This is a genomic window from Telluribacter sp., from assembly GCF_035998675.1.
GTDB lineage: Bacteria > Bacteroidota > Bacteroidia > Cytophagales > Spirosomataceae > Telluribacter.
Genome location: NZ_DASYHI010000019.1, coordinates 245,229 through 267,536, shown reverse-complemented (window position 1 = coordinate 267,536; position 22,308 = coordinate 245,229). Strand labels below are relative to the sequence as shown.

Here is a 22,308-nt window from a genome sequence, read left to right as displayed (position 1 = left end):
AATTCCAGTTCACTCAAAGCATAACCATTGATGCTTACCCTACAAACCGCCAGGTCTGTTCCACGGGTTTTCCGCTGTATACTTCCCGGATGGCCGCCACAATATTGGGATAAGCGCCGCAGCGGCACAGGTTGCCCGACATCCGCTCCCGTATCTCCTCGTCTGAGAGAGGAATGGCTCCGGAAGTTTTACGAACGTTTTCGGTCACGTAACTGGCTTCACCCCTTTTGGCCTCTTCCAGCACGGCTACTGCCGAACAGATTTGCCCGGGCGTACAGAATCCGCATTGAAAACCGTCGTTTTTGATGAATGCCGCCTGCACCGGATGCAGCTCATTGCCCTGGGCCAGACCCTCAATGGTTTTGACCGACCGGCCTTCACAACTGGCGGCCAGGGTAAGGCATGACAGCACCCGCCGACCATCCACCAGTACCGTACACGCGCCGCACTGCCCGTGGTCACAGCCTTTTTTGGAGCCGGTGAGTTCCAGTCGTTCGCGCAGGGTATCCAGCAGCGTCATGCGGGAGTCTACCGTCAGCTTTTTGGCGGCTCCATTGACCTTGAATGCTACCTCAACCCCGTTTTCAATACTGGCCGGGGACAGCTGGTCCGGTGGTACGTTGAGTGGCCGGGTCAGTACCTGCTCGGCCGCGGCCGCCTGGTAGGCCAGGATTCCCCCACCGGTTAGGGTCAGTAGTTTCAGGAAGTGCCGACGGTTAACGCCGGTATCAAGGATTTCGTCCAGGTCTTCCGGCATGAGGTCTTCAAACAGTTTCTTCTCGTCCTCAGTCAGTTGCAGTTTTTCGTTTTCTTCCATGCAGGTATTCAGGATTTCGGTTTCTGGAATTTAAAAGCCTAAAAGAGGGGTATTTTAATAGGAAAGACTTGTTAGGGAATATTGTTTCAGATTGTAGCGCACCCAGTCCCCCGCAGGTACTCTGATAGGTAGTATAAAGTAGTAAAACTTCCTTCAGGTACTTTATGTTGTGCCAGTCTATTGGTATTAACCGCTGAAAAGGAATATAAAGTAGTACAAACAAGAGGCCACCCGATGATGCGTCGGGTGGCCTGGAGTAATGAAATTATAAAAACTAAATTTACCCCTCAGATAAGCGGCGCTTTTGCCCAGAGCTTCTTTGGGGGCAGCCACCATGTCCTGCTCCACATAGTAGTGTTCTACACGCCGCCAACAAGGCTCCCTTTTTGTATAGTTTTGGATAGATGTTAGGAAAAAAGTAGAGCCTATGTAACATTTGTCCGGCACCTGCATCAAAGCGATAAAAAACAAATGATGAAGACCATCAAATTTACTATCGCTTTACTACTAATGGCCGCCCTGACCTTCGCACAACCCAAAGCTATTCGGGTATTGAAGAGTGGCCAAGGTACTGCTGTTCTTTTTCTGCCCGGTTTTACGTCTCCGGGTTCGGTCTGGAACGAAACCATTAGCCACCTCTCCAAGGTGGAGAGCCACGTGGTCTCCTACGCCGGCTTCAACGGCATACCACCCGTTGAGACGCCCTGGTACCCCCGCCTCCGGCAGGAGCTGCTGGCTTACATTGAGCAGGAAAAATTGGGCAACCTGACCCTGATCGGGCACAGTATGGGAGGAAATCTGGCGGTTGATATAGCCGCGGCTCTTCCCGACCGCGTTACCAAACTGGTACTTGTGGATGCGATTCCGTGCATGCGGGCGCTTATGATGCCCGGCGTACCGGCCTCGCAGATATCCTACGAAAGTCCGTACAACAAGCAAATATTAGAAATGCCGAATGAGCAGTTTGCCCAGATGGCCGCAGGCATGGCCGGCAACATGACCAATAACAAGGCCATGGCAGACACCCTCGCCCGCTGGACCGTAGAAGCCCACCGACCCACCTATGTGTATGGGTATACTGACCTGCTCAAACTGGACCTGCGGGAAGTACTACCCAGCATAAAGGCTGAAACCCTGATACTGGGCGCTCCGTTTCCGGATGAAAAGATAGTCCTGGAAAACTTTCAGAAGCAGTACGCCCTACTACCAGCTAAAACCATTCAAATCGCTCCCGCCAGCAGGCATTTTATCATGTTTGACCAGCCGGACTGGTTATACGAAAAAGTAGCCGACTTTCTGAAAAATGAGTAGTACGCCCGCCCGGTTACCGCTGTTTGAGTCGCTGTACCAGCAGTACCGTCCTATGGTACTCCAGGTGTGCATGGGCTACGTACAGGGGGACAGGGACCAGGCCAAGGACCTCTCGCAGGAGATATTCATTAATGTCTGGAGAGCCCTGCCGCAGTTTCGGGGTGACGCTTCCCACAAAACCTGGATTTACCGCATCACCGTCAATACCTGCCTGATGTACATCCGGACTACCCGCCGGAAGGAGAAAGTAGCTCAGGAAGCAGTAGCCTTATTAGGCCAGGCCGATTGGGTAGAGGTGGACGACCCGGCATACCAGGCTTTGTACCAGGCCATCGGTAAGCTACCCGAGCTGGACCGGCTGATTATCATGATGGTACTGGACGAACTGGAATACGAGGAAATATCCAGGGTAGTGGGTATCAACGCGGTGAGCCTGCGGGTAAGGATTCACCGGATCAAAAACAAACTCAGACAATTACTCTAATAAATACTACTATGGACGAGCTTTCAAACCAGTGGAAAAAAGCCAGGACGCAGCTAAAAACACCTCCTGCCGACAGCAGCCAACTGGTAGGGCGGGCCCGACAGCGACAACGAAGTTCGCAGTACTTCCAGCTCGGGAATATTCTGGTCTTAACCATCAGCCTGATTGGCGTCGGCGCATTCTTTTATTGGGTCGCGCCGGTGCGGGAGGTACTTAGCCGGATAGGGGTAGTCTGTATGCTGGGTGGGCTGTTGCTACGAATCGGGATAGAGGTGTGGAGTATCTTCAAATCCCGAAAGATACAGCTCGGTACCACTACGCTTCAGACCACCCACGAGGCCGTACAGTACTACAGCTTCCGCAAGCAGATTCACGGACCGGTTACCCTGACCATCCTTGGCATTTATATACTCGGCTTTTATTTGTTGACGCCCGAGTTCAGCCAGTACATCTCTTTTAACTGGATGCTCCTGATGCATGCGTCATTCCTGGTCATGGCGGTATTTCTCTTCGTTCAAATCCGAAAAGGAATCAAAAAGGAAATGCAAAGCCTGGCCGAACTGATCGAGATTCAAAACGACTTACAAGGTACCGCAGGAGATACAAATTTCTGACGGCTTTAAATAAACCCTAATCATGATATTTCGATGTAGGAAATGTAGAACTGCCGGGGCGACAGGATTTGCGTTTCCTGGTACTTTTCCAAAATCAACAGGTCTTTGTCCCCCGTGATGATACAATCTGCTTGAATATAGCTCGCCAATTGAAGCACGTGATTATCGTCAGCGTCGCGGCAAACATCAGGCAGATCGTTGAAGGGATGCACTACGGCCATCCGTTCTTTAAGCAAATCCAGGTAGTCTTCTGCTTGCTCGTCGGTTAGCTTGAATTTTCCCGATAGTTTTTCTGATAGCTCATCCAGAAGCCAATCCGACGAGAAAATGTTATAGCTTACTGCACAGAAGTCATATACTTTGGTGGAAAAACCGGGGAATAACAGGGAGGATAATAGTACGTTGGTGTCGAAGATGACTTTCATTCCTAGGAAATAGACTCGAATAAATCTTCCTCACTATCAAAGCCCTGCTCCCTAGCTTTTCCTCGAAACTGTTGACGCATGGCATTAAGCCTTTCCAGGTAGAAATAATCTTCCAATGCTTTGTTGACAACGTCATCTGCATTGGTTTTGAGTTCTTTTGTCTTTTGCTCTAAGCTTCGGAGAATCGATGGTTTGAGCTTTATTTTTATGGTTTGATTCATAGTTTTAATAGTTGCTGACTGATTTTACCATTCTAAATCCTCTTCGGACAGCTTTTCTGACACATAGACAAGGTGCCGCCCAGTGCCAGATTTGATTTTTTCTTTGGGGCTTTCTTCCTGATTGTAATGACTTTGTCCTTACTCATTTTGTAAGCCCACCTGATTGTAATGACTTTGTCCTTACTCATTTTGTAAGCCCATCGGTAGTCTTCCCGGGCCTCTTTTGTCCACTCTATCTGGTAATCCATTCCTTGGCTTCACGCATGATCTGCGAATTGGGGATGGTTGCAGTGTCAGCATGAACCGATTTCAAGGCTCGCCGGAGTTGCTCCAGAAATTCCGGAGATTCTTTATCCCAAAGCTGTCGGTGGCCCAGAAAGTCGTTGACCGTAAGGAACAGGTCCTGAATATCTTCCGGGTCATTCAGCAACTCAATTTGTTTATGCAGTAGGTCTTTCAACTCTCGCGCCGACATATCTCTTTTGTTTTTTCAAATATATAAAAAAGATATGAAATTTGGGGTAGGGCCTCAGCGGGAAGAGTTTATCAGAGTTTTGGGTCCGGGTTCCAACCTATTCCCCTCTGAAGTCGTCTTTAGAATACAGGCTCATGATACCTGTCCAGTTTCCTTCAGACGATGAAAAATCTTCTACTCGTTTTGCTACTGCACTTGCCGCTTGCTGTTTGTTATGGACAAAAGACCGAGATCTCTATTCAGGCCAGTTCGGGGCTTTCTTTCTACGGAGGACAATCGGCTACCTCGACCCCGACCGTTTTTATCAATGATGTCGGCCCACCATTTTACCAGGTTAGTTCTCCTTACAGCAACAAAAGTGATTTACCCTACGGTTTTGCCGTACAAGTACAACGCGTATCGAGTAAGAACCTGCTCTTTGGCCTTAGATTGGGATACGATACCTTCTCGACAATCTCTCATTTTGATAGCTACGGAGCCATGGGAGGCAGGTCAAGCGTTGAAAATGGAACGATTCAACTCCAGAACAATTTGATATACGCTAACCCCTATCTGGGCTATCGTTTGGGAATCAATACTATTCATCTGGATGTAGTGGCTGGCATTAATGCCGGTTCCATAAGGAAAAGTACGTATAGTGTTAGTTTCGACGGTCAACCCGCTGCTTTTGACGAAAAAGTGGATAACTACCTTCTGACTACTAAAATGGATTTCGGCCCAACTATTGGATTGGCAACAGAATACAGAAGAGTTGGAATACAGGTATCTTACTGCCATGGGATTGTCAACTACATGAGAAACCTGGACTACCTGCCAAAAGCTCAGGCTTACTCCCGATACCTACGATTGGGCGTATCTTATCGAATCATGTAGTGTACTCCCTGCTCATCCGGTTTGCAAATCGGATGAGCAGGGAAAAATAAAGGCAGGTACCTTCCCGAGCATTAAAACTACACCGCTGCTTTTTCTGATTTCATAAATAACATCCCTCCCCACACCGCAAGTGCGGCCATCATTACCACCGTTCCCAGGGCAGCTAATTTTTCACCCCCGGTCAGAACGCCGTGTAGATGATGAAGACTTGTAAGCAGAGAACTTATAGTACCAAGTAGAAGCAAGGCTCTGCTACCTTCGGAGGGAAGTGCATGTCTGACCGCCTAGAAGGCCGCTCCCAGGGCAAAAAGTATATATCCATACCCGCGCGAAAATGAAATCATGCTAACGGGTAGTACCACGTTGTCGGCATTGTAAATGTCCGATACCTATTGGGGTTAGCGCTTCCGGTTTTGATCTGGTGCAACACGAATGACATATCATCGGCTACCAGTTGATAGCTGTCTTTGGGCTTATCGGCTGCATAAACGTACCATTGGAGGCCTGTAAAACAGGAGACAGGGGAGCAGAGTTGAGAGCAGCTACCATATACCCGGCACTCACCAGTTCCTGTATGATATAGCTATACTCAAGCGTGGACCAACCCATATCGGGTGCAAACAGAATCAGAGGGAATTTCTCTTTGCCGGTCAGACGAAGGCCCTCGGTAAAATAGGCTTTCCCAAAAGCAACCGCTTTGCCCGCTTCATCACCTAACTTCTTTGTAACACGGGCAGGTACTGCCGCCGCCATTCGTCCGTTAGAATGATATAGCTGGTGGTCTTGACAGAGGTAGTAGGATAATAGATAAACAGGGGGATTTCCCGGTTCTGACGCGAAGGGTCCTTCAGACTTAATCCGTAGCGGCCTACCTGAAATTTGCCCGATGGTTTAGGGAGTACAAAGGTCTCTCTTTGGCCTTGGGACCAGCCAGATCTCGTTATAGAGAGAAGGAGGAATAGGATGAGTGTTTTTTTCATGGCGCTTTTTTGCTAATTAAGGAATTTAGGTATACTAATACTCTGTATATGATCCACTTCTTACTTCTGGCCGGAGGACTGTGAAATGGCAGACACTAGTGAAAGAAATGGAAGCAGGTACATTATACTACCTGGTTTTTGTCAGACGGTAATCCAGGATTATGTGCGGTAGGGTCAGGGTAGGTGCCTGGTAATTAGCATGAGCTAATCATGAGTGAATTATGGGGCTGGATGTTCCTAAGAAATACCTGTTATACCTGATTATTTTGGGAAGTACTTCGGTCGGTGGAGATAGCCCTGGCTTCGATAAATATTCGTTTGATGTCAGGATGAGCCTGTTTGATTTTTCTTTCCAGTTTTTCTACGGCCTGTTCAACCTCCACGGCGGTTAGTTCTGGCAAGAAATTGACATCCAGGGCCAGAAAAACCTCATTGGGCCCAAAGTGCATGGTGAGCGGATGCTTTGCATTCAATATGGTGGGCTCCTCGTTAATAAGTACCACCAGGCTTTCCAAAACAGCCGGGTCAGCCCCCTCCCCAATCAGAAGGCCCTTACTTTCGTATGCCAGAAAAATAGCAATAGCCGAGAGAATCAGGCCAATAATCAGAGACGCTGCGCCATCAATGTACGGGTTGTTGAACTGATGCCCCAGGAAAACACCCAAAGCAGCTACAATCAAGCCCAATAAGGCAGCCGTATCCTCAAAAATAACGGCAAAATTTGAAGGGTCTTTGCTCGCCCGGATCGCTTTCCAAAAGTCTTGATTACTACGGGTAGCATTGAATTGTTTCAGGGCAAGGTATAGGGCGATGCTCTCAAAAACCGCCGCCATTGCCAGGACCACGTAATTCCAGGTGGGGTCGGTCAGGGGTTTGGGATTCTTGATATGAATAATCCCTTCGTAGAACGACATGCCTCCCCCAATAGAGAAAATAAGAATAGCTACTATCAATGACCAGAAGTATAACTCTTTGCCGTGCCCAAAGGGGTGTTTTTCATCGGCTGATTTTTTGCTTTGCCGAATACCGTGCAATAGCAGAAGACCATTGCCAGTATCCACTACCGAATGTATCCCTTCGGAAAGCATGGCAGAGCTACCAGTGAATCCGGCGGCAATAAATTTAGAAATGGCAATAGCCGTATTGGCACCAATAGCCGCATAGATAGCCGTTTTTGAGTTGGCGTTTGCCATGATTTGGAAAGGGGAAAGTGATTAACCAGGTAAAGCGGACTAAAAAAATCGAACCATTCGGCCGTTAAAAGACAATCTGATTAAATATTATCTATATAATACTGTGAAATACAGATATCTAAATCTTTATTTGTAATTATTTAGGTACACATTTTTTGGGATAACTTTAATGGGAGAGACCAATGACATCGGGGCTTTACAAGGGTTAGTTCATAGCCTGCTGGCTGAGGTCGAGCGCCTGAGGAAGCGTGTCCATGAGCTGGAATCCCAAAACGCCGATTTGACAGCCCGCCTGGCCCAGAGCTCTTCCAACTCTCATAAGCCGCCCTCTTCGGATGGTTATAGAAAAAAGCCTTTGATCAAGCCCGCCCTACCCAACCAGACCGGAAAGAAGCCCGGCGGGCAAGCGGGCCACCCCGGCCAGACGCTGGAAATGGTCCAGCAGCCCGATCTGATTCACCGCCACCAGGCCACGCACTGCGGCCAGTGTGGGCTTGCGCTGGCGGAGAGGGCCGGCTGGTGGCCCGTCGGCAGGTCTTTGACTTGCCCCAGCCCCGGCTGTGGGTCGAGGAGCACCAACTGGTGGCCCACCAGTGCCGCTGTGGCTGTGTGCAGACCGGCGAGTTCCCGGTCCATGTGAGGGCCCCGGTTCAGTACGGCCCGCGGATCCAGGCCCAGAGCCTACTTCTGAACGTGGACTACCGAATCCCCTTCGCCAAAGTGAGCCGGCTGTGGGGCGACCTGACGGGCTACGCCTACAACCCCGCCACGCTGGCCAGCGCCCAGGCGGTTGCCTTCGAGCGGCTGGCATCCATTGAGCAGCAGATCAAGGCGCAACTGACTCAGGCTCCGGTCTGCCACTTTGACGAGACAGGCATCCGTCTGGGGGGCAAGCTTCACTGGCTGCATGTAGCATGCACGCCGGAGTATACCTACCTGTTCGTACACGACAAGCGCGGGCAGGTGGCCCTTGGCTCACCCTGCTAACCCCGATTTGTAATCGGGTGTTGCGTCTTATAGCGTTTGTAACGCTCTACAATAACCCAAGCTGCTGTATAAGAGTTATAACATATCACATAAACGCTGTATGTCCAGCAGTCAATACTTTATTCGCAATCCGGAAGGTACTTACTTCCTCACCATGACGGTAGTGGACTGGGTCGATGTATTCAGCCGTCCCACGTACCGGCACATCGTAGTTGATTCGCTACGCTACTGCCAGCAGCAGAAAGGGCTACGGCTGTTTGGCTGGTGCCTTATGTCCAACCATCTGCACCTGTTAGCCGCCGCGGCTGATGATCATAATCTCTCAGATATCCTGCGGGATATGAAAAAGCATACGTCTAAGCAGCTGGTAAAAGCGATTCAGGAAGAGCCGGAAAGCCGCCGCGACTGGATGCTACAACGCTTTGCTTACGCCGGAAAATAGCAATCGAATGTAAAGGAGTATAAGTTCTGGCAAGATGGTAACCAAGCCAAAGAATGTAGCTCACAGGCCTTCCTGCTGGAAAAGCTGCAATACATTCACCAGAATCCGGTGCGAAATCTGCTCGTAGAGGAACCAGAGCATTACCTGTTTAGCTCAGCGCGGAACTATGCAGGTCTTAAAGGGTCGCTGGATGTGGAGTTGTTATAGGATGTTTATTAACTTTCGCGTTGCAAACGCTATGTGATGCAACCCCAGCGGGGGACCGTCCCGATTGCAAATCGGGGTTAGCGGAGAGCCTATGAAGAAGTAAGGCTGCTCCCGCTCACCCTGGCCGGGTAAATCTTCTAACCCCGATTATAAATCAGGGTTAGCAGGGATAGTGCCGCAAAGGTAGGTGCTGGCATTTAGCCCGAACAGGAACTACTTTTTATCAGCTACCCGAATGGTTATTACTACGTTTTCGGGTCGCCCTTCGTAATACCCAACAACTTGTTTGCCATTTGCTTCAACCATTTCTTTCGTGACAAAAAACGGAAACTCCAACGTATTCTTTTCGTTGGTTGTGATAGTAACTGTGCCGGGTAAATCGCCGGGTGTTTCCTCGTCGGCTCCGTTCAGGATACCTTCCATTTTTTTCATCTCTGGACTAATGTCAGGGGCATCGGCCCCCAGTAAGGACCTCCCGTTGTGCTGCACATCAAGCAGCGCGTTGACTAGATTACTGGTGTAGCGAAACGATACGTAACGGCCTACCCAGCTTCTTAGCTTTCCAATGTCGACGCCTTTGACGTTCTCCACATTTACGGTAAAATACTCCGTCATTTTCCGCTCCGGGAATTCAATGATCAGCGAGACCATCGGGTAAACCATATCGTCAACTTCCTTAAGCAAACCCAATTCCTGTATCTCCTCGTCGGAAGACGTAGTAGCAGCGGTTGAAACAATTTGAGTTTGGACCGAATCGGCAGAAGCGGTGGTTGTTGCCGATTTGTTTTCGTTTGCTGTGCAGGCCAGGCATAGCATCAGCGAAGCTGCGTATAAGTAACGGTTCATAATAGGTTGGGAGGGGGGGTGAATTTATGGTTAATTGACGCTATAAAATTAATGTGAATTCTATATTAAAAAATGATAGTCAGGGGTTTGTGTATAATTAAGCCTAAAAAAGGTTTTTAGTACTGTGAATTTGGTGTAGAGGGGTATCGTTACAGTCTAAGACTGATATTTATTTAATATCACCAGTCGCAGACTGGCGGGAGCGGCGAGTTATAAGGCTGACGAGGGCTGTTTGAAGGAGAATTGTTTTTGGGTGTAGATGTGAATCCGGTGGCGGGACCGTTGCACAGGTACGCCTGCCGGATCGATAGTTATTTTTAATACCCGGTCACCCTAAGGAAGATGTTCGCAGAGCGCGTTAAACTACAACGAAATAGAGGAAGACCTTGAAAAGCTATTCTATATGGAATCTCTTAGATGAATTGCAGCGCCTGCCAACTCTATTTTAAAGGGAGCCTCCCCCATAACAATATCAAGTCGATATCTTATTATTCCATAATTATTTTTTACCTCAGAAACGACAAGATCAAAATCTTTGATAAGCTTCTCTAAACGGCGAGCACGTTTTTTTGCTTTTCCAAAATTAGCTTTTGTTGATGTAATGTATAAATTATTTGAGAGCCCTCTATAAATTTTGAGCATATCATCTGTTGGAAGACCGTTATTGCGATTCCATGGAGTTAGAGTGGCTACTGGATTTTCTGACAAAAGTTCTTCCCATATTCGACTATGATAACCATTTTCCGAACCATGATGCGGAATTTTAAAATATATAGATTTAGTTTCTCTATCAATACATTTTAGATTATCTAAAATATTAAACCAGCCTGAGTTTTCTTGATTACCAATTTCTAGATCAGCACCAAAAATTGCGGTATAAGCTCCAAAGGTGAATAATAGCGCTACAGATTTTTCGTTTGGCTTTTCAATGACAATCTTGCTTTCTCTCGACCCAAAATCTTGTATTAATTGTGATATTTCCTCATCAAACCTATCCAATGTGGATGATGAGGGAGATAGGGCGAATATGGTAATTAATTTTCCGCCTAATTTTACACTATGTAGTAAATGGTCAGACTGTGCCCTTAGGTAGGATTTATTTCGGTTTATTAATATTTCAAGAATTGTATTAAACTCATGCGTCGAAGACATGGAAGGTTGGTCTTTCAGTTTAAGGGCATCTAATGAAACAAAGTAAAGAAATTTTCCTTGGTCATGGGCTTGGCTAAATGTGATTTCTGCTGATGAGCATTCTCGATATATATCTGCTAAACCTTTTATGTGGTCATCATGCCAATGAGTACAAACAATTAATTTTACGGAGTTTGCTAAATCTACACCCAGATGATTTAAATATTCCAAAGGCAAGTTTTTATCATCATCTGGAGATATGCAACTATCAACAATGATCCACTGTCCAGTTCCATCATGAATGATCAAGCTTTCTCCATATCCTCCACCAGTTCCAATAACTGTTATTTCAATTTCTCCTCTGTTAGGGGAAGTATTATCTATTTCCATTCAAGTGTCTCACCACTAATATTTTTAGCCAAATAAGTGGCTCTATCTGCTGCCTCATCAGTTTCCTCGACAGACCAAGAAACTAATCGTTGAAATTTCAAAATCATCTTTTTTTGGACTTGACCATTCGTATTATAGAAGTATCCAACACTAAGGTAAAATGTAGCCCCTATTTTCAAAAGGCTCAAATCATCCCTATCAATTTTTTCAATTGGAAGCTGTCCTATCTCGTAAGTTCCTTTGGCATCAATATCAAATAGTTTTGAAATAAATGTTTTCTTCTTTATTTCTGTGACGAATCCTTTCCATCGAACGACATCATTATCAGAGATAGTCGGTTTATAGCGAAATGTATTTAAAATAATTCCTTCCGGTAGATCTAACGTTTTTTCAACGTAAGAAGAAATGCCATATTGATCTTTAGAATGTACTAACGATTCTTTTTCTAAATCGATTCTTTCAATTGCATTTTCTACCACGTCCTTTTTGTCCAAGAAATCGAAGGGAACTGATGATAGGGGCTTGGTTTGCCGAGAAGTAAGTTTTGTATTTACTGTCTCTTCAAGAACTGGTTCCATAATGATGTTGTTATTAATTTTGTTTGGTCAAATGATGACTGCCAATTTTTTGAAATTACATCCAACATGTCACTTACTGATTTTACTTCAAAATGGTCATTAATGCTAATCGATATCCCATATTTAGCTTTCGCATTTGATATTCCTTCTAACTTAATATTCCTATACCCGGGAAGATTGTCTTTTCTTGGTTGCTCGAGAATTTCAATAGTTTTTAACTTAGAATGGCTTATTGTTTCGTCCCAAATATCCATTGTAGCTAAAAATTTCCCAAATTGATCAAATTTAGTTGCGTTACCTAAATCGAATACAATAACGTGGTTGATTCCAATAGCGTTTACAGGAGTCTCCCGTAATACTTTAAAAATACTTTGGAATAAATCCCTCATGGGCTCAAAATAGGAAATTGAGTCGCATATAAGCTCAAATCTTTCGGGTGTTACACGACAAGTTGACCAGCTTAATGAAAATTGGGTTAATTCTCTATGTATTATATCAATGTTTGCACTTTCTGTCTCTTGTTTACCGAGTGCACCCTTTCCTTGTAGCCACGCCGGACTTATGATTACAGGGTTAAACGATCCTATAGTAACTAATGCAATGGTATATTGAACTGGTTCAGTAGTCATTTCGGTAGTTAACTGCGTCTTTTAAATGGAACTTATTAATAGAAGGTCGTAAGACTTACATATATATAAACGCATAATTTATTAATTAATAATAAATTCCCTAAACTGATTGAGTTACAGACCCAACTCCTGACGAGTTCGAATGGCAAAAGTAGGCCTTTAAAGCCTTATCAACAAGTATGTTGCATAATTGTTTAACTATGTACTAGAGCTATTATATTACCCGCTAAGCCTGATTGCAAATTTGAGTTGCATCACTTCACGTTTGTAACGCGATTTGCGAATGAGTATATACCTCGTATCGGGCCCAATAGCTTAACTGACTTATAGTAAGCAACTTTATTCTAAACAGCAAGCAGTTTACCTCCCGCTCACCCCGATTTGCAATAGGGATGAGCATCCACTAGCGTTTATAACGCGACAACCGCCCAAATCTACCTAGCTCACCCCGATTTGCAATCGGGGTGGTATCACCTAGCGTTTGTAACGCGAATATAAACTACTCCACCACCACCTTCCTACCACCCGAATAGCTGCGGTACTGGCCGAGGTACATGGCATCGGCGGCGGCGGGGCCTACCGTGAAGGTACCTTTCGACACCGCCCGTACCTGATAGTAGAAGTGCTGCTCGCGCTCGGTGGCGGTGGTGAAGTAGTGGATACGGTCGTCGCGAATGTCGAAGTAGTCGGGTAGGGCAGCATTCTTAATCCACGGCATATCGCGGGGCTCGGTCAGGCGTGGGTTTTCTACCTCAAAGCCAGCAGGCAGCAGGTCCGTCACCACTACGTTTTCGATGGGTAGTCCGGTCGTACTTACCACGCTCAGCTTCACCACGAGGAGGTCGTTCTGCCGGAGGGTACCCGCCGGTCGGCCGTCGCGCGTCAGGTACTGGCGGCGTACCCGCAGGCCCTGGTCTTCCTCGGTGTAGGTACCCGTGGCGCTGATGCCTTCCGTCTGCGCAAACCAGTACAGGTCGCCCTGTCCCTGCGTCCGGACCGTCAGCTTCTGTCCGGCTATTCCCTTCTCCAGCGATAGCTCTTTTCCATCAAATCCAACCTGTAGCTTTCCGTTAGCCAGTACCGTGGCCGTGACGATGGAGTTGGCCGTACGTTTGGCGATTTTGCCCAGGGCCAGTACCGCAAAAGCCGCCTCCTGGGTATTGAGGGAGGATGCTGACTGCACCGCCTGCGAGAGCTGCCGCGCTAGTACGAGTACCTGCAGGTTGTCACGGTCGGTTTCGAGCAGGGTATTCAGCACCAGCGCTAGGTTGCGCAGGGGCGAGGAGTAGCTACTATTCGTGGCGTCTATACCGTTGGCCTCCGCCGTATATTTGGTAGGTACCAAAGCGGCGTGGCTGCGGGTGTCGCCGGTGAGCTGGAAGGCCCCGGCCAGTACGTAGCGGGCGTCGGTGGTCAGCAGGGCGGGGTTCTGCTTGTAGTAGTTCAGGGCCGAGCGGTTGGGACGGCCCGTGAGCGCCAGCACGTACAGGGAGTAGATGCTCTCGCGGCTGGCTACCACTTTACGTACCTGCCCTGCAACGGTTGCCCCCGCATCCTCAGTGGCGATCGGCATTTCCTTCGTGGCGGGGGTACCGGTTTTGGTGGTGAGGTAGTCGAGGGCGCGGCTAAAGCTGGCTTCGTTGATTTCAAATCCGGCGCGGCGGGCTTCTTCCAGGAAGTGAACAGTGTAGGCCGTTACCCACCAGTCTTCTTCGGTAGCGCCCGGCCAGAGGGCGTAGCCCCCGTTGTACAGTTGCTGCGACTCCGCCAGCCGGATGGCCTGCTGTACGTTCGTAACCGGGTTAAAGTCGCTCTCACCCCGGCTGACCAGGTACACCGGCGTTTTGGCCATGGCTTTGGTCAGATCCGCGAAGTAGATTTGGGGGAAGGCCCTGGATATAGATTGTTCCAGGCAGCCGTAGGGGTACCCCAGTAGCGTAGCCAGCGCTTTGCCGCTGGTCTGTACCATCGGCGAGCGGCTCAGTACCACCTGGCTGCGGGCGGTGCCGGGTATAAAAGGGTTGGTGAGTCCAATGGTACCGGTTTGTCCGCCCGCTATGACACCCGATTGGCTGGTCTTGAGCAGCGGCGAAGCCGGACGAATGCTGAGCTGGGTCTCCTGCACGAAAGTTTCGCCAAAGGCATTGACCTTCACGATAATCTTACCCGTACCCATAGCCGTACCGGCTTTGATACGGAAGGTAGTACGTACCTCCTGACCCGCGGGCACGGGCAGTGTACTTTTGGTCTGCTCTACCGCGCTCAGCGGACCACTCAGTGCCAGGCTGGTGGTGACGGAGGTGTTGCTGGTGGTTGTATTGCTGATGTTAACGGGTAGTACCAGTTCGTCGCCGGGGCTCAGGAAACGGGGGACTCCCGCACTGATGACCACCGGGTCGGCTACTTTCATGTTGGTCGAGGCCGAGCCAAAGGCGTTGCCTTTGTAGGCCACCGCCATCACGCGCAGGTCGCCGCTAAACTGCGGAATGTTGATGTCAAACTGGGCTTCGCCGCTGCCGTTGGTAGTAAGGATGCCGCTCCAGAACGTAACGAGCTGGGTGCGGCCGTTACTCAGCGGATTGATGCGCCGCTCGAGGTCGTAGCCGTCGCCCCCGGTGCTGGACGCGCCGGAGAAGTTCAGCTCGGGAAACAGGAACGCGTACAGGTCATGGCTGTTGACTTCCAGCGCCCGTTTTTGGTAGAAGTACCCGTGGATGTCAGGCGTCCGGAAATTCTTGATTTGCAGGATACCCTCGTCCACCACAGCCAGTGTCACCTGCGTATTCGGCTCGGTCCGGACGCGGATGCGCTGGGTCATTTTGGAGCGGGATTTCTCCACCGCCGTGAGCTGTACGTCCAAGTGCCGGTCGGGTGCCTCTACCTGAATGGGCGCAAAGCCGTGCGCTACCGTCAGGGGAAGCTGCGAGGCATCGAGCGGACGAATGAGCGTAGCCGTCACGTACACGTTGGGCAGGTACTTATCGGTTAATTTAATAGAAAGCTCAGCGGCTTTTTTCTGAGTCTGAATGATGTGCTGCTCCAGTACCTTGTCGCGCTCCACGGTCACCAGCAGCCGTCCGTCAAAGGGCGTCTTGAAAAGTACCTTGGCCGTTTCGCCTACCCGGTACTTTTCCTTATCCACCTCCATCAAGACCCGTCCCTCGTTGCTCACCTCAAAGGAAGAGTACTCGGTAAAGCCGTAGCCGTAGGCGAAAAATTTAGCCACGGCATAGTGGGCAGCCCCCGGCCGACGCACCCGCACTTCGTACTCGCCGGATACGGTAGGTACATAGCGGAAGGTTTCGCGGCCGGAGCTAAGGGCAAGCGGCTTCGAAAATACCACCTTCTCCCGCTCACGCGAGGTATAGCGCAGCTCCTCGTTCTGCTTCTCGACCACAGTCTGGTACTCGAGCCGCACTACCTCTACGGTGGCGTTGGCTCCTTTTCTGAGCTGTCCGGCCTTGTCTACGGCTATGACTTCTACCGGAGCCGGGGCGTTCACGCTGACGTAGCTATTGGCCAGACGAATGCCGTAAAAAGTAGGTTGCGTCACTACCTCGTAGCGGTGCAGCCGGTTCACGGCGCGGCCATTTTCATCAAAAACCGTAACGTAGATTTTTCCTTCCAGTACTCCTATGTCCTTGTAGCCGGGCGGTAGTACAAAGGCTTCCGTGGCCTGTCCCTGCGCGTTGGTGACGCCCTGGCGCTGCTCGCGCTCAAAGCTGGTTTCGGCCGGAATGTCGAAGCTGAATTCGGGGAAGGCGGGAGCCGTAAAGCTTTTACGCTTCAGCTGTGACTCCATTTCGTAGGTGCGGTTGGCGGCGGGCGGGCCGAAGAGGTTCAGGGCGGTGGCCGTGAGGCTGACCTTTTCGCCCGAAGTGTACTCTTTCCGGGCACCACTCAGCTCTACCTTGATGCGGTCGGGCATGAACTCCTCCACGCTCACCGACTGCGAGGCCAGCAGTACCTCGTTGGCGTTGTACACTTCCAGCGTGTAGGTACCGGTGAGGGCGGCGACATCCGTCGGTATAGTAGTTTCTACCGCGCCCTGCGCATTGGTACTCTTGCGCCAGCTCCGGTATTCGCGGCCGTTGGGCGTCACCAGGCGTATTTTCAGCGGAATATTGTCGGCGCTCTGCCAGCTCTGGGTACGTACTACCGTGTTGAAATGCAGCGTTTCGCCCGGACGGTACATATCCCGCTCGCCGTAGATAAAGGCCTGCAGGCCCGACGGATTATCCCGTGCGCCCTCCACCTCAAAGCGCGAGGTCTCGACGCGGGTATCCTGTAACAGGAGGTAGTTAAAGTCGTCTTTGGTGCGGACGGTAATCATGGCAATGGTAAAGCCGGGTGCTTTTTCGCTCAGTTTCTCTACGTGCGCTACGCCATCGCCGTTGGTTTCGGCGGTATATACCGACTGATTATTACTACTCACCAGCGTCACCTCCACGCCCGCCAGCGGCTCGGTGGTTTTGATAGAATTGGCAAAAATCCACAACTCATCCTTGCCCTGCTTGGCTATGAGCCCGATATCCGACACCGACACCAGCTTGGTAGAGCCCAGGTACGCCTCCTCTTTGGAATGCACCGATACCAGGTACACGCCCCGGCGCTCGTTGTGGTCGGGCAGGGCGATGTTCAGGGCCTGGATGCCTTTGCTGCGGGGCAAATTTTCGGTTTCGACGGTCTTGTTCACTACTATATCCGAGTACAAGCTCTGCTCGTCGGCGCTGTAGTTGTAGGCACCCGTGGGCTGCCATTCCTCGCCCCGGTAGTCGTACTCCTCAAAGCGGTTGGTCCGGACGAAATTCAGGATGTTATTCTCGTACACCTTCGCGATGCGCACCTGCACTTTCGGCACATTCACAATTTGTACGCCGATGTTCTTAGAACCTTTGGGAGTAAGGTAAATGGCCTTTTTATTGGCAAACGAAATACCCGCGGGCATTTTTCCAAAGAACAGGTCGCGCGATACCTCCTCTTCCAGCTTCGGCCCCAGTACCCCCTGCAGCCCCGTAGTGAGCGCCAGTACGTAGGTATCCGTTTCGTTGAATTCCCCCTGGATGAGGAAACCGTTTTCGGTAGGTTCGGTGCGGGTAGCGAGGGTGGGCGTGAGGCTGAATCCGCTTTCCAGGCTTTCGGGGGCCAGTTCCTGGGTAGTGATGACCCGGATGTACCCCTGATTATTTTCAAAACCCGTCTGAACGTCGGCTACTTCGAGCCGCAGTGGCGAGGGCAGGCTGGTAGTCTGTTCGAGGGGTTCAGGTGTAGTGTAGTTGGCGGTAGTGGTTTTAAGCCCTTTTTCTACCCGCACCGTCAGCGGTATTGGGTTCGGGTCGGCGGTGCCGGTGTTGGTCAGGGCTACCGTAACGGTGCGGCCGTCGGAGGAGGGAAGTACCTTAAAGTCCATCGCTGCATCGCGCAGGCTGAGGCGGAGCCGCCCGGCTACGGCCTGGGTCTCTACGGGGTAGTTGAAGGTAAGGCGGAGCCGGCCTTCGGGCCGACCGCTTTCGCGGGAACGCGTCCACCAGCTTTCGGTTTCGGTGAGCTGCAGGAAAGGCGTGTGGAACGCAATGGCCTCGTCGGCTACTTTATATTTTTCTTCCTGGGCGGCGTGCTTGAGTAGCTGGTCAGACAAACTGGCCTTGTAGGTCGTGGCGGCGCTGAAGGTACTGGTGGGCGAAAATACCAGTTCGTTGCGGGCCGTCCACCGGAATTTACCCCGCACCGCCGGTTCAAACTGTACGTATTGCGTGGAGTCCCACCCATTGAGCTGACTCTCCCGCACCAGATCCTTGTTGAAGGTAAATACCAGATTCTGCGAAAGCCTGACTTCGTCCGTAAAATTCGTTCCCACCACCCTTACCTCATTCCACGACGCACAACTATGTAACAACAGGCCCACCAGCACGGTGAGCAGGAAGGAGGCAACGGCCGTATACCTTTTCATAACGACAATCTTGAGTAAGGAGGATGAGGAACTACGTGAAATTTAAGTACTACCGAAGTAGTGGTGGAAGTTAGCTATTTCTCCGGCAGAAAATAAAAAAGCCGCTCTCTTTTTATGGAAGATTTGAAATCGGGGTGAGCGGGGGAAACAGGCTGGTTGCCCCCTGTTTTGACCTGTTCAGCCTAGGAAAACGAGGGAATTGAGGTTATTTGGGAAATCATTGAGCAGTACGAAGAGCGGACGAAAAAGAATGGTTTTTTTGACAAGAACCGACAAAATCAAAATCTGGATTGGCTCAGAAATTTTATTCGCCAAGAACTGGAAGTCCGGTTTCTGAATCATCCCGAAATCAAAGCGCAATGGTTTGCCACCGCCCAGGACATACAAGCGGGGAAGGAGCTACCACTGCCCACGACTGAGCGTCTCTTGAAGCTATTTTTCAAATAGTTTAATTATTTTTTATATTATATTGACTTTTGTAAAGATCAAATATCCGTTCATTAATTCTTAGGCGTTTATTCTAGAGTTTTAGCCTCTATTTTTCCTGTAAACGCAAATTCATGTATTACCTTCACTTTTCAGTTTTTTCATTTCTCAACCATCCGTTCGCTTATGAAAATTCCCCGCATGAAATTTCGTAGTATGTCCTCACTCGTGGTGCTCTGTGCACTACTGAGTATGGTGGCCTGCAAAAAAGACTCTGACGACCCCGCTCCGCAAAATGGAGTCGAAGGGACTTGGCAACTCACTGCATTGACTTTTAACCCGGCTTTTAACGGTATTACTGACTATGTATCCGCGCTCCAGGCTACTGGCAACACCTGTGCCAGTCAGATAAACTTCGTTTTCAATAACAACGGATCAATTACCATAAACTCCCCCAACACGTGTACGGATACCAAGGATTTATTTATGCAAAGTCTTGGCATCAACAGTTCCACAACCTGGAAGGTTGAGGGCGATAAGCTGGTGCTTACTACGGGCACCGACGTAACCCAAATCAATCTGAGCGTCAATCAATCAACCATGACGCTTACCGACACCGGAGCAATTCCACCCGCTACTACGGTCTATACCGTTACCTTTTCTTTCAAGCGGGTTTAGGCCAAGCTGGCGCACAAGCGAAAAGGGCCTTCCCAACCAGAAAGGCCCTTTTCGCTTTTCTAAACCGATAGCTTTCTATTCGGTCGCGCGTGTCTTCTCCGCTCTTAGTTACAGCAACCCTACCACCCCCGAAAGAAAGGTACCTACCTTAATCTCCCAAAAGAAAAGAAACCCCGTGCCTGCCGCCGAATTGGCCCAGGTCACCATCGTGGCGCGGTCGGGGTAGCGCTTCAGGTACCCCCCGCTCACCCCGATTTGCAATCGGGGTGGTGTCCTATTAGCGTTTGCAACGCGAATATAATCTACTCCACTACCACCTTCCTGCCACATGAATAGCTCCGGTACCTCCCCAGGTACATAGCATCGGCAGCGTAGCCCGGCGTGAAAGTACTTACAGATACAGAAAGTACTGAAACCCCTACCGAATAGGCGTCATTTGCACTGAAGCCACCTTCCAGCTACCGCCCTGCCTCACGGAAACTACGGTAAATACGACCTCGGTATTAAATCCATTTCCCTGAAATTTACCACTAACCCGCCAGGTACCGTTCGTAACGGCAGCGTCGCCGTAGGTACGGGTCCGTAGGCTGTACAGGGTACCCGTGTCAATGACAATATAGCCTCCGGCTACCGACTGGGTAAGGGTACCTCCGTCAATGATACTGCCGTCAAAGCTCACAATGCCAAAGTCGGGCGTAAGTAGCCGGCTCAGGGTAGTACCATCCTCGTTGAGCAGGGCCTCGAAAAAAGCGCTGGCGCTGGCCGTGGGGTCATTGGTGGAGAAGTTACCGGACTGGGCGTAGGTCGAAAGGGTACTTAGTAGCAGGAAACAGGTAAATACTATATTTTTCATGGGAAAGGCGCGTGATTTCTCGCAGGAGAACAACTTTTAGGATTATTAAAGGTAAAGTGAAGAAAAGGCGCATTCTATCAAAACATTTTAGGAGAAGTTTTGGTAAAGAGTGTGGTAATAGAGACTTCTAATCAGTATTTTAGTGCCAGGGTAAGGATGAAACGACTGCGTGCCTATGAAACAATATATACTATATATACTATTCTGTTTTTTAGTGGTAGGTACTGTAACGCTCAGCGTGGCGCAAAGCCCCTGGCGCATGAGTACCTCTCTGGGGCCGTCCGTATCGCTCAACCGGCTCTATTCTGATAAACCCATTCCTTCGGGACAGTTTGAGGCACCCAATCGGGTGGGCGTTTCGTTTGATTTATCGGCGGAGCGGAGCCTGACCCCCCACCTGTCGTTCCGGCTGGGCGTTCGTACCGCTAACCTGAAGGTAGGTACCCGTACCAGCTTTATATTCCGCGATTCGACGGGTACCATCAGTGGCTGGGGACGCAACAACGGCTATACGCAGTTTTCACCGGCCAACCTCAACATGGGTCTGACGTATAACTCGCGCTTGTTCTGGCGGCGTTTTATCCTGAACGGTGGCGTAGATGCCAGCTATATTGTGAACCGCTACGATGGCTTTGTGCGGGAGCGCAGCAGCCGCAAGACCGACGGCCACTGGCCGGGCGACGTGTACCGCTACGAACTGGTGAGCGCCCATACCCACAACAACGGCTTTGCCTTTACCCTGCGGGGCGGCCTAGACTACAAGATAGGTCAGTACCGGGCCCTGACGCTGCAGTTCCTGTACAACAACGGCCTCCGTGACCTGTTCCGCATCTCTACCCGTGAGCTGGACCTGAACGGCGTGAACTACAGGGCCAAGGTTGTGAGCCGGGGTAGCTTTACCTCGCTGCAGATAGGCTACAAGCAGGGACTGAACTGGAAACAAAAGGGCAACTACCTTACCCCCTACAACGTAGCCATACCTACCCGTCGCAACGCCAACTGGGCCGACTTCACGGCACGGTCTTCTATGGTTGGTATTTCAGGCGTGGTTATTCCGTATTCGACCGGGGGTAGTTTTGCCAACGTTGCCTTGAAAGGCGGGTACTTTGTGGCCGACCGCATTATGGTTGGAGCCGTAGGCTTCGGGGCTTATTCTACGATAGTACCCATTGATGCGCCGCTACGGGGCTGGGCGGTAGGCCCGATGGTCCGGTACCACATCAGTACTACGGCCTTCTCACCCTTCGTGGAAGCGTCGTACCTGATGGGCCGGGAGACCGGCGATAGCTACCGCCATGCCTGGCAGTTCATTGCCCTTATGCCCGGCTTCAGTGTACGCCTGAGCCGCCACCTGAAAGCTGATGTAGGCGTGTACATGCTGCGGCCAACTTATCCAACGGCCGAAACGGGGGTGGTATCGGTACCGCAGGTGGGGCTGCATTATTCATGGCGGTAGGCAAGGGTATATTTTCTTTTCAAACTTAGCCTTGTCCCTGAAAGGATGGAGATAACCGTTGAAATACCAGATAGGGTTTTTCAGGAAAATCTTTCCTTTTAAATATAATGGAATACATCGCGGATAGAATAACCATTGATCCGGACCTCTGTAATGGGAAGCCTACCATACGGGGCAAGAGAATTACCGTGCAAACTATTTTAGGGTTTTTGAGCGCCGGAGACAGCAAAGAAGATATTTTAGAACAGTATCCTTCCTTAGAAGCCGAAGATATTGACGCCTGTCTGAGGTTCGCATCCAAGCTTATGGAGAACCAGTACGACTTCCGGCAAACTGCCTAAT

The 22,308-nt window shown here is 50.0% G+C and carries 25 protein-coding genes; 11 read left to right on the top strand and 14 right to left on the bottom strand.

The window, feature by feature from the left end; translation table 11 throughout:
* Positions 1-34: 34 nt before the first annotated feature.
* Positions 35-817: a 2Fe-2S iron-sulfur cluster-binding protein gene (locus VGN67_RS13420; protein ID WP_327487353.1), complete on the bottom strand. Its 783-nt coding sequence runs from the start codon at positions 815-817 to the stop codon at positions 35-37.
* A 471-nt stretch (positions 818-1,288) separates the two neighbouring features.
* Between VGN67_RS13420 and VGN67_RS13415 the strand changes: the two genes are divergently transcribed.
* Genes VGN67_RS13415 through VGN67_RS13405 form a run of 3 tightly spaced genes read left to right on the top strand, consistent with a single transcriptional unit; the run spans position 1,289 to position 3,226 of the window.
* A complete protein-coding gene (locus VGN67_RS13415) occupies positions 1,289-2,128 on the top strand; it encodes an alpha/beta hydrolase (RefSeq protein ID WP_327487352.1) in 840 nt (279 codons plus the stop codon).
* Complete coding sequence (locus VGN67_RS13410; RefSeq protein ID WP_327487351.1) at positions 2,121-2,612, top strand: sigma-70 family RNA polymerase sigma factor; 492 nt, start codon at positions 2,121-2,123, stop codon at positions 2,610-2,612. The genes VGN67_RS13415 and VGN67_RS13410 overlap by 8 nt, the downstream gene beginning before the upstream one ends.
* Before the next feature lie 11 nt (positions 2,613-2,623).
* Positions 2,624-3,226, top strand: coding sequence for a hypothetical protein (locus VGN67_RS13405; RefSeq protein WP_327487350.1), 603 nt, complete (start codon positions 2,624-2,626; stop codon positions 3,224-3,226).
* Between the two features lie 20 nt (positions 3,227-3,246).
* Here the strand turns inward: VGN67_RS13405 and VGN67_RS13400 are convergent, their stop codons facing one another.
* From VGN67_RS13400 to VGN67_RS13390, 3 genes are all read right to left on the bottom strand, one after another.
* Entirely contained in the window at positions 3,247-3,651 is a 405-nt protein-coding gene (locus tag VGN67_RS13400; RefSeq protein WP_327487349.1) for a putative toxin-antitoxin system toxin component, PIN family, read from the bottom strand.
* A gap of 2 nt (positions 3,652-3,653) precedes the next feature.
* Positions 3,654-3,872: a hypothetical protein gene (locus tag VGN67_RS13395; RefSeq protein WP_327487348.1), complete on the bottom strand. Its 219-nt coding sequence runs from the start codon at positions 3,870-3,872 to the stop codon at positions 3,654-3,656.
* 232 nt (positions 3,873-4,104) lie between these two features.
* Positions 4,105-4,347, bottom strand: a complete 243-nt coding sequence (locus tag VGN67_RS13390) for a hypothetical protein (protein WP_327487347.1) — start codon at positions 4,345-4,347, stop codon at positions 4,105-4,107.
* Between the two features lie 162 nt (positions 4,348-4,509).
* Between VGN67_RS13390 and VGN67_RS13385 the strand changes: the two genes are divergently transcribed.
* Positions 4,510-5,220 (top strand): hypothetical protein, encoded by a 711-nt coding sequence (locus VGN67_RS13385; RefSeq protein WP_327487346.1) that lies wholly within the window; start codon positions 4,510-4,512, stop codon positions 5,218-5,220.
* Between the two features lie 447 nt (positions 5,221-5,667).
* Here the strand turns inward: VGN67_RS13385 and VGN67_RS13380 are convergent, their stop codons facing one another.
* The 3 genes from VGN67_RS13380 to VGN67_RS13370 form a co-directional block, all read right to left on the bottom strand.
* Positions 5,668-5,973 (bottom strand): hypothetical protein, encoded by a 306-nt coding sequence (locus tag VGN67_RS13380; protein ID WP_327487345.1) that lies wholly within the window; start codon positions 5,971-5,973, stop codon positions 5,668-5,670.
* On the bottom strand, positions 5,934-6,200 hold the full coding sequence (locus VGN67_RS13375) for a hypothetical protein (RefSeq protein WP_327487344.1): 267 nt from the start codon (positions 6,198-6,200) through the stop codon (positions 5,934-5,936). The genes VGN67_RS13380 and VGN67_RS13375 overlap by 40 nt, the downstream gene beginning before the upstream one ends.
* 251 nt (positions 6,201-6,451) lie before the next feature.
* A complete protein-coding gene (locus VGN67_RS13370) occupies positions 6,452-7,393 on the bottom strand; it encodes a cation diffusion facilitator family transporter (RefSeq protein WP_327487343.1) in 942 nt (313 codons plus the stop codon).
* Between the two features lie 169 nt (positions 7,394-7,562).
* Here VGN67_RS13370 and VGN67_RS13365 point away from each other — a divergent pair, with 169 nt between their 5' ends.
* The 3 genes from VGN67_RS13365 (at position 7,563) to VGN67_RS13355 (ending at position 8,822) form a co-directional block, all read left to right on the top strand.
* On the top strand, positions 7,563-8,033 hold the full coding sequence (locus VGN67_RS13365; protein ID WP_327487342.1) for a DUF6444 domain-containing protein: 471 nt from the start codon (positions 7,563-7,565) through the stop codon (positions 8,031-8,033).
* The gene (locus VGN67_RS24565; protein ID WP_414717317.1) at positions 7,976-8,380 is read left to right on the top strand and encodes an IS66 family transposase; all 405 of its coding nucleotides are present in this window, start codon (positions 7,976-7,978) and stop codon (positions 8,378-8,380) included. Before VGN67_RS13365 ends, VGN67_RS24565 begins: the two co-directional genes overlap by 58 nt.
* A gap of 100 nt (positions 8,381-8,480) precedes the next feature.
* Positions 8,481-8,822, top strand: a complete 342-nt coding sequence (locus tag VGN67_RS13355; RefSeq protein WP_327487340.1) for a transposase — start codon at positions 8,481-8,483, stop codon at positions 8,820-8,822.
* A gap of 420 nt (positions 8,823-9,242) precedes the next feature.
* Here the strand turns inward: VGN67_RS13355 and VGN67_RS13350 are convergent, their stop codons facing one another.
* From VGN67_RS13350 to VGN67_RS13330, 5 genes are all read right to left on the bottom strand, one after another.
* Positions 9,243-9,875 (bottom strand): hypothetical protein, encoded by a 633-nt coding sequence (locus VGN67_RS13350; RefSeq protein WP_327487339.1) that lies wholly within the window; start codon positions 9,873-9,875, stop codon positions 9,243-9,245.
* Positions 9,876-10,274: 399 nt separating this feature from the next.
* Entirely contained in the window at positions 10,275-11,396 is a 1,122-nt protein-coding gene (locus VGN67_RS13345) for an MBL fold metallo-hydrolase (RefSeq protein ID WP_327487338.1), read from the bottom strand.
* Positions 11,387-11,974: a hypothetical protein gene (locus tag VGN67_RS13340; RefSeq protein WP_327487337.1), complete on the bottom strand. Its 588-nt coding sequence runs from the start codon at positions 11,972-11,974 to the stop codon at positions 11,387-11,389. The genes VGN67_RS13345 and VGN67_RS13340 overlap by 10 nt, the downstream gene beginning before the upstream one ends.
* Positions 11,947-12,603: a hypothetical protein gene (locus VGN67_RS13335; protein ID WP_327487336.1), complete on the bottom strand. Its 657-nt coding sequence runs from the start codon at positions 12,601-12,603 to the stop codon at positions 11,947-11,949. Before VGN67_RS13335 ends, VGN67_RS13340 begins: the two co-directional genes overlap by 28 nt.
* A 499-nt stretch (positions 12,604-13,102) precedes the next feature.
* Entirely contained in the window at positions 13,103-18,553 is a 5,451-nt protein-coding gene (locus VGN67_RS13330; protein WP_327487335.1) for an MG2 domain-containing protein, read from the bottom strand.
* A gap of 198 nt (positions 18,554-18,751) precedes the next feature.
* On the opposite strand from VGN67_RS13330, the gene VGN67_RS24560 reads away from it, so the two are divergent.
* A complete protein-coding gene (locus VGN67_RS24560; protein WP_414717327.1) occupies positions 18,752-19,000 on the top strand; it encodes a hypothetical protein in 249 nt (82 codons plus the stop codon).
* A gap of 165 nt (positions 19,001-19,165) precedes the next feature.
* Positions 19,166-19,657 carry a lipocalin family protein gene (locus VGN67_RS13325; protein ID WP_327487334.1) on the top strand — a complete coding sequence of 164 codons (492 nt, stop codon included), beginning with the start codon at positions 19,166-19,168 and terminating at the stop codon, positions 19,655-19,657.
* Positions 19,658-19,765: 108 nt separating this feature from the next.
* Here VGN67_RS13325 and VGN67_RS13320 read toward each other — a convergent pair whose 3' ends face one another.
* Both VGN67_RS13320 and VGN67_RS13315 read right to left on the bottom strand, forming a co-directional pair.
* Positions 19,766-19,987, bottom strand: a complete 222-nt coding sequence (locus tag VGN67_RS13320; protein WP_327487333.1) for a hypothetical protein — start codon at positions 19,985-19,987, stop codon at positions 19,766-19,768.
* An 88-nt stretch (positions 19,988-20,075) separates the two neighbouring features.
* Positions 20,076-20,510 carry a nuclear transport factor 2 family protein gene (locus tag VGN67_RS13315; RefSeq protein ID WP_327487332.1) on the bottom strand — a complete coding sequence of 145 codons (435 nt, stop codon included), beginning with the start codon at positions 20,508-20,510 and terminating at the stop codon, positions 20,076-20,078.
* A gap of 175 nt (positions 20,511-20,685) precedes the next feature.
* On the opposite strand from VGN67_RS13315, the gene VGN67_RS13310 reads away from it, so the two are divergent.
* On the top strand, positions 20,686-21,966 hold the full coding sequence (locus VGN67_RS13310) for a hypothetical protein (RefSeq protein WP_327487331.1): 1,281 nt from the start codon (positions 20,686-20,688) through the stop codon (positions 21,964-21,966).
* Positions 21,967-22,073: 107 nt separating this feature from the next.
* A complete protein-coding gene (locus VGN67_RS13305) occupies positions 22,074-22,307 on the top strand; it encodes a DUF433 domain-containing protein (protein ID WP_327487330.1) in 234 nt (77 codons plus the stop codon).
* Position 22,308: the final 1 nt, after the last annotated feature.